This window comes from Shewanella sp. SP1S1-7 (genome assembly GCF_031932105.1).
Taxonomy (GTDB): Bacteria; Pseudomonadota; Gammaproteobacteria; order Enterobacterales; family Shewanellaceae; genus Shewanella; species Shewanella baltica.
Genome location: NZ_JAUOEU010000003.1, coordinates 116,827 through 128,911, shown reverse-complemented (window position 1 = coordinate 128,911; position 12,085 = coordinate 116,827). Strand labels below are relative to the sequence as shown.

The 12,085-nt window shown below is 46.2% G+C and carries 11 protein-coding genes; 9 read left to right on the top strand and 2 right to left on the bottom strand.

Features of this window, described 5'->3' with window-relative positions; translation table 11 throughout:
* Positions 1-100 precede the first annotated feature (100 nt).
* The 3 genes from lolB (at position 101) to Q4Q49_RS03865 (ending at position 2,661) form a co-directional block, all read left to right on the top strand.
* The gene (lolB, locus tag Q4Q49_RS03875; RefSeq protein ID WP_311998681.1) at positions 101-745 is read left to right on the top strand and encodes a lipoprotein insertase outer membrane protein LolB; all 645 of its coding nucleotides are present in this window, start codon (positions 101-103) and stop codon (positions 743-745) included.
* A gap of 1 nt (position 746) precedes the next feature.
* Positions 747-1,601 carry a 4-(cytidine 5'-diphospho)-2-C-methyl-D-erythritol kinase gene (gene ispE / locus Q4Q49_RS03870; protein WP_311998680.1) on the top strand — a complete coding sequence of 285 codons (855 nt, stop codon included), beginning with the start codon at positions 747-749 and terminating at the stop codon, positions 1,599-1,601.
* 112 nt (positions 1,602-1,713) lie between these two features.
* Positions 1,714-2,661 carry a ribose-phosphate pyrophosphokinase gene (locus Q4Q49_RS03865; RefSeq protein WP_006080255.1) on the top strand — a complete coding sequence of 316 codons (948 nt, stop codon included), beginning with the start codon at positions 1,714-1,716 and terminating at the stop codon, positions 2,659-2,661.
* A 182-nt stretch (positions 2,662-2,843) separates the two neighbouring features.
* Here the strand turns inward: Q4Q49_RS03865 and Q4Q49_RS03860 are convergent, their stop codons facing one another.
* On the bottom strand, positions 2,844-4,706 hold the full coding sequence (locus Q4Q49_RS03860) for a methyl-accepting chemotaxis protein (protein WP_006080254.1): 1,863 nt from the start codon (positions 4,704-4,706) through the stop codon (positions 2,844-2,846).
* Positions 4,707-5,144: 438 nt separating this feature from the next.
* On the opposite strand from Q4Q49_RS03860, the gene Q4Q49_RS03855 reads away from it, so the two are divergent.
* From Q4Q49_RS03855 to Q4Q49_RS03845, 3 genes are read left to right on the top strand one after another with little or no spacing between them, the layout of a single operon-like run.
* Positions 5,145-5,678, top strand: coding sequence for an RNA polymerase sigma factor (locus Q4Q49_RS03855; protein WP_126493534.1), 534 nt, complete (start codon positions 5,145-5,147; stop codon positions 5,676-5,678).
* Positions 5,678-6,262 carry an anti-sigma factor gene (locus Q4Q49_RS03850; protein ID WP_311998679.1) on the top strand — a complete coding sequence of 195 codons (585 nt, stop codon included), beginning with the start codon at positions 5,678-5,680 and terminating at the stop codon, positions 6,260-6,262. Before Q4Q49_RS03855 ends, Q4Q49_RS03850 begins: the two co-directional genes overlap by 1 nt.
* Positions 6,259-7,215 (top strand): DUF4097 family beta strand repeat-containing protein, encoded by a 957-nt coding sequence (locus Q4Q49_RS03845; RefSeq protein ID WP_311998678.1) that lies wholly within the window; start codon positions 6,259-6,261, stop codon positions 7,213-7,215. Before Q4Q49_RS03850 ends, Q4Q49_RS03845 begins: the two co-directional genes overlap by 4 nt.
* A 76-nt stretch (positions 7,216-7,291) precedes the next feature.
* Here the strand turns inward: Q4Q49_RS03845 and rsuA are convergent, their stop codons facing one another.
* On the bottom strand, positions 7,292-8,044 hold the full coding sequence (gene rsuA, locus Q4Q49_RS03840) for a 16S rRNA pseudouridine(516) synthase RsuA (RefSeq protein ID WP_300479348.1): 753 nt from the start codon (positions 8,042-8,044) through the stop codon (positions 7,292-7,294).
* Positions 8,045-8,122: 78 nt separating this feature from the next.
* On the opposite strand from rsuA, the gene Q4Q49_RS03835 reads away from it, so the two are divergent.
* The 3 genes from Q4Q49_RS03835 (at position 8,123) to Q4Q49_RS03825 (ending at position 12,032) form a co-directional block, all read left to right on the top strand.
* A complete protein-coding gene (locus tag Q4Q49_RS03835; protein WP_311998677.1) occupies positions 8,123-8,677 on the top strand; it encodes a sugar O-acetyltransferase in 555 nt (184 codons plus the stop codon).
* 264 nt (positions 8,678-8,941) lie between these two features.
* On the top strand, positions 8,942-11,026 hold the full coding sequence (locus tag Q4Q49_RS03830; protein ID WP_311998676.1) for a M13-type metalloendopeptidase: 2,085 nt from the start codon (positions 8,942-8,944) through the stop codon (positions 11,024-11,026).
* A 220-nt stretch (positions 11,027-11,246) separates the two neighbouring features.
* Positions 11,247-12,032, top strand: a complete 786-nt coding sequence (locus tag Q4Q49_RS03825; protein ID WP_261272278.1) for a RelA/SpoT domain-containing protein — start codon at positions 11,247-11,249, stop codon at positions 12,030-12,032.
* The last annotated feature ends 53 nt before the right edge of the window (positions 12,033-12,085 follow it).

Genomic DNA, 12,085 nt, shown 5'->3' with positions numbered 1-12,085 from the left:
AGGGAGCAAATCTAAGTGACCGCCGATGGAAATTTTACGTTTGGCATTGGTATTCTTTCCAAGCCCTCGTATCATAAGGACTTTGGTATATCAGTCATAGATGAATAATTTGAAGCGCCTCACAAAAACCATTTTCTCTTGTTTTACCTTAAGCGCCCTACTTTTGCTGGCGGGGTGTGAAACCTTGCCGCCGATGACTGACTTAAGCCCAATCACAGTCACGGATGCGCGCCAAGCAACCGCTTGGGAATTACAGGGTAAACTGGCGATAAAAACCCCTGACGATAAGCTCAGCGCGAATATCTACTGGCGCCACAGTGAAGATCGTGACGAACTGACACTCACCACTATGCTGGGTACGACTGTGTTGACGCTTAACTCAACCCCGAACTCGGCCCATTTGCATATCGATGGCAAAGATTTTCGCGACGATAATGCCCAGCGTTTACTCGAGCGAGTCAGCGGTTGGTCCATCCCCTTGGCCGATTTACCTTTGTGGATCACAGGCCAAGTTGGCCCCAATGATCAGGTCATCGCACGCGATAGCCAAGGCAAACCCAAGCAGCTAACCAATACTCAAACCCCGCCACCTTGGCAGGTCGCATTTTTAAGTTGGCAACCCCAGAGCGGCGCCAGTGTGCCCCATCAATTAAAGCTTGAACGTGGTGATTTACAACTCAAACTACAACTGAATCAATGGCAAGCTCTTGGCAAGCCCGCGATCTTAGTAGGAGAACAACCTTAACATGCCCACTGCAATTTCCCGCAATTGGCCTGCGCCAGCCAAGCTCAACTTGTTTTTACACATTAATGGCCGCCGCGCCGACGGTTACCACGAACTGCAAACCTTGTTTCAGTTTATCGATTGCTGCGACATGCTCGATTTTAAGGTCACTGAAACCCCTGAACTGATTTTGCACTCCAATATGTCGGGCGTTGTCGCTGACAGCGATAACTTAATTCTGCGAGCCGCAAAATCATTACAGCAAACCACAGGCTTTAAAGGCGGCGCTGAGATCTGGCTAGATAAACGGCTACCCATGGGCGGCGGTTTAGGTGGCGGCTCGTCCGATGCAGCCACCACATTAGTGGCATTGAACACGTTATGGCACACCCAATTATCAACCGAAGAATTGGCAATAATCGGCCTTAAATTGGGTGCCGATATTCCTGTTTTTATTCATGGTTTCGCCGCTTTTGCCGAAGGTGTGGGTGAACGCTTACAAGCAGTAAATCCGAGTGAGCCTTGGTACTTAGTCATAGCTCCCGATGCGCATGTTTCCACCGCCGACGTATTCCAAGATCCACTTTTACCGCGTGATACCCCGAAACTGGCCATAGATACCTTAATGAGCCAACCTTGGGCAAATGATTGCCAAAAACTCGTCGTTTCTAAATACCCTCAAGTTGCCAAGGCATTAGGCTGGCTGCTAGAATATGCGCCGTCGAGAATGACAGGAACAGGCGCATGCGTGTTCGGGGAATTCACACAACAGCAACAAGCTCTCGCAGCCTTGGCGAAATTACCGTCTGAAATGCAAGGATTTGTTGCACAAGGGATGAATATTTCGCCGCTCATCACGCGACTCAGTCACCCTTAAACTACTTTCTTCTAGGGTAACCACTTAACGATAACGCCTCGGGTTCCTCCCGTCCCTATATCGTCGTTACTCTAGCCACTAAAATATAAAGCAAACGCCTGAGGTTCATACAGTGCCCGACATCAAGCTCTTTGCTGGGAACGCCACCCCCAGTCTCGCTAAAAAGATAGCCGATCGTCTATTTTGCAAACTCGGAGACGCAGTGGTTGGTCGTTTCAGCGATGGTGAAATCAGTGTCCAAATTAACGAAAATGTACGTGGTGCCGATGTGTTCATCATCCAATCCACTTGCGCGCCGACAAACGACAACCTGATGGAACTCATCGTGATGGTTGACGCGCTGCGCCGTGCATCAGCTGGCCGTATCACAGCCGTTATTCCTTACTTTGGTTATGCTCGTCAAGACCGTCGCGTTCGTAGCGCCCGTGTACCTATTACTGCAAAAGTGGTTGCCGATTTCCTGTCTAGCGTGGGTGTTGACCGCGTTCTGACCTGTGACCTGCACGCTGAGCAAATCCAAGGTTTCTTCGATGTTCCTGTTGATAACGTATTTGGTAGCCCAGTGCTGCTAGAAGATATGTTAGCGAAGAATTTAGATAATCCAGTGGTTGTTTCTCCAGACATCGGTGGTGTTGTTCGCGCTCGCGCAGTAGCAAAACTGCTCGATGATTCTGATTTAGCGATCATTGATAAACGTCGCCCACAAGCGAACGTTGCGCAGGTTATGCACATCATTGGTGATGTTCAAGGTCGTGACTGCATTATCGTTGACGATATGATCGACACAGGCGGCACTCTGTGTAAAGCGGCTGAAGCCTTAAAAGAACATGGTGCGAACCGCGTATTTGCTTACGCAACTCACCCAGTATTCTCTGGCAAAGCGGCTGAAAATATCGCTAACTCAGTGATTGATGAAGTGATTGTGACTGACACTGTTCCTTTAAGCCCAGAAATGTTAAAAGTGGCTAAAGTGACTCAGTTAACTATGTCTGCGGTACTGGCTGAGGCAATTCGTCGCGTAAGCAACGAAGAGTCTATTTCTGCCATGTTCCGTCACTAATAGTTCTGTCACTGAACGTTCTGACTAATCTGAGTGGTTCCACACAGTGTGCTGTTTTAACGAATCACTAAGCTTGCAGAGCTAATCACTCGGACATAAAAACGCACTCCTCGGAGTGCGTTTTTGTTAGTGTATTTTCTAAGCTAGCTTCTGCTCATTAGATTAGAGTTGGCTTTTAAATATTAGATTTTAAAATTACTGACCGCACGGAATAAGAATTCAGCCTGCGCTTTCAGCTCATCCGATGCCGACGCATTCGCATCTGCCGCATGGGAGGATTCTTCGGCGATGTCGCGGATCACCACCACGTTCTTATTCACTTCTGCCGCCACCATGCTTTGCTCTTCAATCGCCGCGGCAATTTGAGTACTCATGTCCATGATGTTACGCACATCTGTATTGATAAGCTTGAGTAACGCACCGGCACTCGCCGCTTGCTCCGCACTCTCAACACCTTGTTTTTGACTCGATTCCATCAATTGCACAATCGAGCGAGTACGCGTCTGTAAGGTCTGAATAATGTTCGCAATTTCTTGGGTTGACGATTGTGTCCGCATCGCTAAGTTACGCACTTCATCGGCAACCACTGCAAAACCACGGCCCTGTTCACCTGCACGTGCAGCTTCAATCGCGGCATTCAAGGCTAAAAGGTTAGTTTGCTCAGCAATGCCGCGGATCACATCTAACACGCTACCGATTGTCTCGCTGTCACGTTCCAGCTCATTAACGACCGCAGCCGAGCTATTGAGCTGCTCAGCAAGTGACTGGATTTTATGAATCGTTTGCTCAACTTCTAATTGGCCGCTTTGCGCATTATCGTGGGTCTGACCCGCTTTTGATGCCGCTAACTCAGTTGTTTTAGCAATTTCGTCAATGGTTGCGCCCATTTCTGTTATCGCCGTTGCAACCATATCAGTCTCATTGAGCTGTTGACCTACGCCTTCAGAGGCAAGCATGGCATTTTCGGATACGCGCTTACAGGAGGTGTTAATCGTTGCGACCGACTCAATCACTTGCTCAATCAATTGCTGGAAGCTACTCACCATACTATTGAAATGCTGCGCAATTTCGCCAAGTTCATCTTGCGTTGATGCATCGCATCTCAAGGTCAGATCTTTACTCACTTCGATACGAGCAATGATCTGCGTGATGCGCTCAACCGGGGCGATAATACTGCGGATAATCAAATAGGTAATGATAGATAGCAGCAACGTGATAAAGATAAACACAGCAATACCTACATTAACGCTGCTGCTCTCAGCATCATCAATCGCCTTAAGCGCTAGGTTATGTAAGTCATTCGCGCTACTTTCAATTTGTAGGTTGGCAGCGACAAGACGCGCCATAGTGCCATCTTTTTCGGTTAAACCGAGTTGCTGCTCTTTATTGGTTAAGCTTTTAAAATCTTTCTGATACTGAGTAATAAGCTCTGCAATTTTATTTTGGGTATCGGCATCTAAGCTCGATGAACGTAGCTTGTCATTAAACTTGCCAATGTTGGCATCGAAGGTTTCAACATAACTTAGCTCTCGACGCAGCATAAAATCTTTTTCGTTACGTCTCAGTTGCAGCATAGCCACTTCGAGTTCGAGCTGATTGTATTGCTTCAGCAGCGTTTCAACATTATGCACCGCCGTACGCAATGTGCCGTACAAACCTGTTTTAGGCGTTAAGCCAATTTCCTGCTGTAGCTGCACCACTTCAGAAAAAGCAGCTTGATACTGATTTAAATTACTATCAAAACTTTCAAGCGATGCCTTGGACACACCGTATTCTTTAAAGACTTTCTCTAATTCTGGGACAATACTGTCGATTGCCATGTGGCTTTGCTTATGTAGCTCGGCATATTTTAAATCCTTACGCGCGAAGAAATCCTTTTCGTTTTTACGCAGAATTAAGACATCGCGCTCTAACTCAAGCACATTTTGAACGGCATGGGAGAGCTCAGACTTAACCGAATTTGAATGGAGTTGTAATCCAAACATGGCAACTAATGCCGAGATAGACACAGCTGCGCTGAGTAACAACTTTGAGCGGATTAGCATAGAAAGTCCCCGAATAAATAATCTATCTTAAAAAGATAGCTGCAAATTAAGCCTTTAACAGCGCAAGTGTAGCAATACATGAAAAGTTCATATCAAATACTCTGACAATTTGTGGATTTAAGCTCTCATATCGTGAGCACCTCATTATTTTTAGCTTAGTTCATCAAGATGATGCCGACATATTTTTCAAAGTAATGCGTGTTAACTTTGTTAAACATACCGTCTCAATGCCGATATAAACACCACAGCACCAATTGGTATAAAATGAATAACTTCATTAGTTTAACTGTATATTTTCGGGCGAATTCTACTACAGATTACAAAAATGTTACGCTGGATAATGAATCTTAATAAAATATATTTTTTACAGTTCCAAACCTTTTGCAGCATTCAGTGCGTCAAAACGACAACACTTAATAATTATGGCAGGGAATGACAGTGACGGCAGGGATACTCCCACTCAATAGCGCAATGTCTGATTTTGAGCTGGCCACCTTAGCCAGCCAAGGCAACAGAGCCGCATTTAAACTGCTGTATCAAAGCCATCACCAACGTATTTATGCCTTATCACTGCGCCTTTGTGGTCATAAAACTATGGCGGAAGACATTACCCAAGAGTGTTTTATTTTAGTGTGGCAGAAGTTGCCACAATTTCGAGGTGAGAGTCAGTTTTCCACTTGGTTACACAGTATTTGTGTCAATCAAGCCTTGAGCAGTATCCGTAAACAACAATCATTTTGGGCACGATTTATCCCACTTGAAAATGAAACTGAACCTATGAGTTCAGATGAAAGTTATAGCGGATTAGACAAGTTGATTTTCAAACTGCCGCAGCGGGCTCGCATAGTGTTCGTACTCTGCGCCATCGAAGGTTATCAACACGATGAAATCGCTGACTTACTTGGCATTGCGGTCGGTACTAGCAAGACCCAATACCATAGAGCTAAGCAACTACTACAGGAGATGCTGTAATGACATTAACGCCGCTTTCCCGTGAACAACAGCTTGAGCAACTGATCGATAGCGCCCCCAAAGAAATGTCGCCCAGCCATGATCTGTGGCAGGGCATTGAAAAGCGCATGGACAAACCACTTATGTCGCAAACGCGCCAATCCCAGCACGGCAGACTGTGGGCAATAGCCGCCTCCTTTATCCTTCTGGTGGCATTGGGGTATACCCAATTACCCTCTTTCAATCCATTAACCACGCAGCAGACAGAGCTTGCTCAGAACTCAGCTATGCCAGCGCAACCAGGGGATGCGGCCTTACAATTATTACTCACTCAAATTGCAGCATCGCACCAAGTGCAAGTGGATAACCTAGAGCAAACAACGAATGCACTAGCTTGGCAGACCAGCAGCTTTAGCGCGCCCGTTGAGCAAGGTTTGGCTGAACTAAGACGGGCGGCAACTCAGCTTTACCAAGCTTTACAAGCAAATCCAACCGATAAACAACTTTGGCAACTCTGGCTTTGGGTGCAGCAGCGTGAGCTCGACCTATTACAACAGGGCCAAAAATTACCCATTAGAAACTCGACACAAGGAAATACCCTATGAGTAACCTCAATCTCACTAAAACCAGTCTATTAGTTTCGACACTCTATTTAGGTTTAATGGGCAATGTGTTCGCAGCGCAAAGCGTTGATAAACAGCTCAGTATTGATAGCGACACCCAACTGCAGATCAAAGTCCAGCGCGGCGATGTGACGATTCAAACCTGGGATAAGAGTGAAGTCAGTGTCACAGGCACACTCGATGAATTGAGTGAAGGTTTTGTGTTCGAGCAACAGGGAAACAGTCTGAATATCGAAGACAAGATGCCTCGCCACTATAATGGCAATAATGACAAGGGCTCGCAGCTCACCATTAAAGTACCAAAAACAGTAAAACTCAATGCAGACACTATTTCAGCGAATCTGCAAGTTGCCGAAGCCCAAGGTGAACTCGATTTAAATACCGTCAGTGGCGATATAAAAGCTAACAACCTCAGTGGTAAACCTGAGTTAAATACCGTCTCTGGCGATATCACAACCAAAGCACTTGATGGGAAAATCAAATTAGAAACCGTATCCGGCACGATTCAAGACACTGACAGCAAAGGGGAAATGAACTATCGCCTCGTTAGCGGCGACTTAAATAGCCAAACTCAGGCAGAAAAAGTCACGGTGGAACAAGTTTCTGGCGAAGTGAATGCTAACTTTAGCCTCGCAAAGGAAATCGTACTCAGAACCGTCAGCGGTGACTCAAAAGTATCACTGGCGAAAAACTTCAACAGAGCCAATTTAGAAAGTGTGAGCGGCGATATCATAGTGACGTTTGCCGATATGCCAGATGCCAGCTTTGACTTAGACGGTGGTCCTGGTGGCAAGATCAAAAACACCTTAACTCAAGATGAGCCTAAGAAGCAGAAATACGTGCCACGCGCCGAGTTGTCATTTCAAACAGGCTCTGGCGCAGCAAACGTGAAGATGAATACCATCAGCGGTAATCTGATTTTAAAGAAACAGTAATAATAAAAGCTAGTTAGCACAAATAAAAAATGCCGCCACAAATCAAACTCGGGCGGCATTTTTTATATTAAACTCGTTAGACTGAAGCTATCTCTTCAGCCGTCAAATATCGCCATTCACCCAGTGCTAAGGCGGGATCTAATTCAATTTGGCCCACACTTTCACGGTGCAATCCTTGCACGTGGTTGCCCACCGCAGCAAACATACGTTTCACTTGATGGTACTTACCTTCAGTGATGGTGAGTCGCACTAATTGCGGCTCAATAATCTCCAGCAATGCAGGCTTAGTTAAGCCATCTTCACCGCGCAATTCAACACCAGCGGCAAACACTGCAATCAAGCCAGCATCCACTGGTTCGGCGAGTTGCACTAAATAGCGTTTACCGCATTCTTTCTTCGGTGAGGTGATTTTATGCGACCACTGGCCGTCGGTCGTGATCAACACTAGCCCTGTGGTATCGGCATCTAAACGACCAGCAATGTGCAAAGTTTCAGGCTTGGGCACATCCACTAAGCTCAATACCGATGGATAAGTTTCATCAATCGTTGAACAAATGGTATCGACTGGTTTGTTGAGCATTAAATAACGTACGCCCACTAAGGCAATAGGCTCGCCCTCGAGACAAACACGCATACCTTCAGTCACTTTAAAGCCCGAGTCTTTGACGACTATGCCATCGCAAGTGATATCACCGCGATGCAGGGCTTTTTTCGCTAATGAGCGAGTCAGTGGGGTACTCTCACAGATAAATTTGTCTAAACGCACGTTAATACTCAACTTCAATAAAGAAAACTGCCATATTATGAGGCCGACCACTTCAAAGGGCAAAGAATTGCTGCTCAGCACGCGATGTGTTTCTATCTAAGCCCTTACGTATTGACAACAGTCACCCTAGGGAAAGATAACATGACTGAATTCCAAAAGATGATCTCAGGCCAAGAATATGACTGCCTTGCCAGCGAACTATTAAGTTTACGCGCTCAGCAGCAACGGCTAAATCGACAATTAAATCAAATAATTGACCAAGAAAATACAGAATATAGCCAACTCTGTCAGCAGCTCATCCCCCATAAATCTCCAGCCGCAACAATATCTACGCCGATTTTTATCAGTTATGGCGTCAATCTATCCCTTGCCGACAAAGTGTTTATCAATGTGAATGTCACCTTGCAGGATAATGCACCTATTTCTATTGGCGAGCAGACTATGGTCGGCCCCAATGCACAATTTTATACCTCGAGTCACCCACTCGATGCCGAGCTGCGTTGCTCAGATTTAGAAACCGCTAAAGCAATTAAGGTCGGTAAACGGGTATGGATTGGTGGCGGCGCTATCATAATGCCAGGCGTCACTATTGGTGATGACGCCATCATAGGCGCAGGTGCTGTAGTCACAAAAAATGTGGCCGCCAAAACTGTGGTCGCTGGTAACCCCGCGAAGCCGATCAGGCAGCTAATTTGATTGTGTGTAAAAAATGCGAAAGCTAAGTACTCGCTTACCTGAAAAGGCTTGCATACGGTAACTTCGCCGCTAATGGGCTTAAGACTGTAACTGGTAACCTTTAGTTACATATGACTCAAGATAAATCCGCGATAAAAACTGTAATGACCTTGTTTAGATTCCTAGTAAGGCATTAACATAGTTCATTGCGCCTGAAGCAATCCCATTTTGCAAAAAAATAACAGCCCCAATAATGGGCACAATAATAAACTCGAAGGAAACGACATGAGAAAAGTACTCATTGGGGGACTGTGTGCCTCACTTATCGCAGGCCTGACTGCCTGTAATGACAAGCCAGCCGAAGTTAAAGCACCTGAAACCGCTAAAACAGCCACCGCAGTTGCTGTGACTCAGGTACTGGGCTCTGGTATTGAATTCGCTAATTTTGATAAAGCTGTTCGCCCACAGGACGATTTCTACAAATATGTTAACGGCACTTGGCTGAAAAACACTGAGATCCCAGCCGATCGTACTAGCATTGGCGCTTTCTACGATTTACGTGAAAAATCACGTGACGACGTAAAAGCCATTATCGAAGAAGTGGCAGCAACGCCCAATCTGGCCACTGGCACAGACGAGCAAAAAGTGGCCGATTTATATCGATCATTTATGGATACTGACACGCTCAACAAACTGGGCGTGACACCAATCCAAGGTGAGTTCGATGCTATTAACGCCTTAAAAGATAAGAATGAATTGGTGAAGTACTTCGCCCACAGCCAAATCGCTGGTGCGGGTACACCTATGGCATTTTATATCGATATCGATGCGAAAAACTCTAGCCGTTACGCGACTCATCTCTATCAATATGGCCTAAGCCTACCAGAAAAAGACTACTACTTTAACGAGTCAGAACGCTTCGTTAATATCCGTAAGGCTTACCTAGCCCACATAGAAAAGATGTTTACTCTTGCGGGTCTTGCTAATCCTAAAGCCAGCGCTGAGTCTATTCTTGCCCTAGAAACAGCAATTGCCTCTAAGCATTGGGATGTGGTTGAAAACCGCGATAGCACGAAAACTTACAATCTATATCAAGTGAAAGATCTGCCAACATTGGCACCAGATATCGATTGGACTGTTTACTTAACAGCGCTGGGTGCGGATAAGCAAACCGACATCATTATTAACCAGCCTAGCTATATCCAAGGTCTGAACGAGGTGTTAAAAACGACCGATTTAGCTACTTGGAAAACCTACATGCAATGGCAAGTACTGACGCATGCGGCGAACTATTTGAGTGAAGCGCTGGACAACGAAAACTTCGATTTCTTCTCTAAAACCTTAAACGGTCAAGAAGAGCAAGAACCACGTTGGAAGCGCGGCGTAGCCTCTGTTAACGGTATGCTGGGTGAAGTTGTCGGCAAAGTGTACGTTAAACGTCACTTTACGCCTGAAGCCAAAGACCGCATGCAAGCACTGGTGGAAAATCTTCGGGGCGCTTACGGCGACAGCATCAAAGATTTAACCTGGATGAGCGACAGCACTAAAGTGGCTGCGGCGGATAAATTAGCCAAATTCAACCCGAAAATCGGTTATCCGAACAAGTGGGAAGATTACAGCAAGCTGAGCATTAAAGCTGACGACTTAATCGGTAACGCTATTCGTGCCAGCGAAGTTGAACATGCTAAGTCATTAGCCAAACTGGGCGCGCCAATCGACAAAGACGAATGGCACATGACCCCACAAACGGTTAATGCTTACTACAACCCAACCATGAACGAAATCGTCTTCCCTGCGGCAATTCTGCAACCGCCATTCTTCAATTTGGCGGCTGATGATGCAGTCAACTACGGTGGTATTGGTGCCGTTATCGGTCACGAAATGGGCCATGGTTTCGACGACCAAGGTGCTAAGTTCGATGGCGAAGGCAACATGCGTGACTGGTGGACTGAGCAAGACTTGAAAGAGTTCTCTGCCCGCGGCCAAGCGCTGATCGCACAGTACGATGGTTACTATGTGTTTGACGACTTGCACGTCAACGGTGGTTTAACGCTAGGTGAGAACATTGGTGATTTATCAGGCGTGACTATCGCATACCGCGCCTATAAAAAATCACTCAATGGTCAAGAAGCGCCAGTCATCGATGGCTTAACGGGCGATCAACGTTTCTTCATCGGTTTCACGCAAATTTGGCGTGCAAAGGCCAAAGAAGAAGCCATGCGTAATCGCGTAGCGACCGATCCACACTCACCTGCGGAATTCCGCGCTCTGGGTGCCCTATCTAACATGCCTGAGTTCTACACCACCTATGATGTGAAACCCGGTGATGCTATGTATATCGCCCCTGAAAAACGCGTAAAAATTTGGTAAGCCTGATTTAAATCGCCGCTCGGCTGCATAAGCTGAGCAACAACAATGGCGCTCACTGTCACAGGTGGCGCCATTTTTATTTCCTTAAACCACTGAGTTATGAAAGTGACCCAATGGGCAAGATGAACAAGTCTTCATGATTGATTCAGCTTTAATTAAGCAAAAGAAGCCTATGGTGGATGTGTGACCTGTACCACTCACCCATAAGGAAGTAGGCCGCATGACTAAGTTATTTCGTACCTTTTTTATTTTTCTACTCTTATTATCGAGCCGCGCTGGTGTAGCAAATTCTCTCGACGTCAGTGACACTAAAACAGAACGTGGTAATTACAGTGCACGGCAGGCACAAAGCCACGATCTACAAGGTCTATACGCACTCAGCAGTCAGACCTTTGATGCGCCTCGTCAAGCCTCGAATGACTTATCTGTTCTCCATCACCAAGCCTATGATGCTCAGGCTGAGCTGGCTCAGTTGCTTACCCGAATTGGCCATCATTCACAGACGCAAGTGATTATTCCTCCGGTGAAAAGTTATCAAAGAGCTGCCGACAAAGTGGCGACAAAATTTAACGGTGATGCCAGTCAAATCACCGACCTTGCAAGGGCAAGTATCGTGACCGACAGCATTCAAGATCTGATGAAGGCTTATCAAACTTTGAACGAACAGACCCAAGTGGTTAAACAAAAAAACCGCTTTGCTGAACCTAAAGCCTCAGGCTATCGCGATCTCAACTTGCTGGTACGTTTACCCCAATCGGGGATGATTGCCGAGGTGCAATTACACTTGCAGGAAATCGCCGATATCAAAAGTGGCCCAGAGCACAAGGTATATGAAAAAGTGCAAAGGATTGAGGCCAATGCCCGTAAACAGCAAAGATCACTCAGTGAGTTTGAGCTGGCACAGATTGCCCAATTACGCCAAGAATCACACAAGCTGTACCACAAAGCATGGCTTAACTATAAGCGAGTCGATGAAGCCAGTTTATTAAGAGTCTCAGTCGCTTAACCCACAACCGCTTCCACTCTTGCGCTGGTCTCCTGCAAAGGTGCCAGCGCTTT

Coding starts and splice junctions, on each gene's coding strand:
- Q4Q49_RS03825 (WP_261272278.1), top strand. CDS start 11,247: ATGACTAAGTTATTTCGTACCTTTTTTATTTTTCTACTCTTATTATCG.
- Q4Q49_RS03850 (WP_311998679.1), top strand. CDS start 5,678: ATGACATTAACGCCGCTTTCCCGTGAACAACAGCTTGAGCAACTGATC.
- Q4Q49_RS03845 (WP_311998678.1), top strand. CDS start 6,259: ATGAGTAACCTCAATCTCACTAAAACCAGTCTATTAGTTTCGACACTC.
- Q4Q49_RS03860 (WP_006080254.1), bottom strand. CDS start 4,706: ATGCTAATCCGCTCAAAGTTGTTACTCAGCGCAGCTGTGTCTATCTCG.
- Q4Q49_RS03835 (WP_311998677.1), top strand. CDS start 8,123: ATGACTGAATTCCAAAAGATGATCTCAGGCCAAGAATATGACTGCCTT.
- ispE (WP_311998680.1), top strand. CDS start 747: ATGCCCACTGCAATTTCCCGCAATTGGCCTGCGCCAGCCAAGCTCAAC.
- Q4Q49_RS03830 (WP_311998676.1), top strand. CDS start 8,942: ATGAGAAAAGTACTCATTGGGGGACTGTGTGCCTCACTTATCGCAGGC.
- lolB (WP_311998681.1), top strand. CDS start 101: ATGAATAATTTGAAGCGCCTCACAAAAACCATTTTCTCTTGTTTTACC.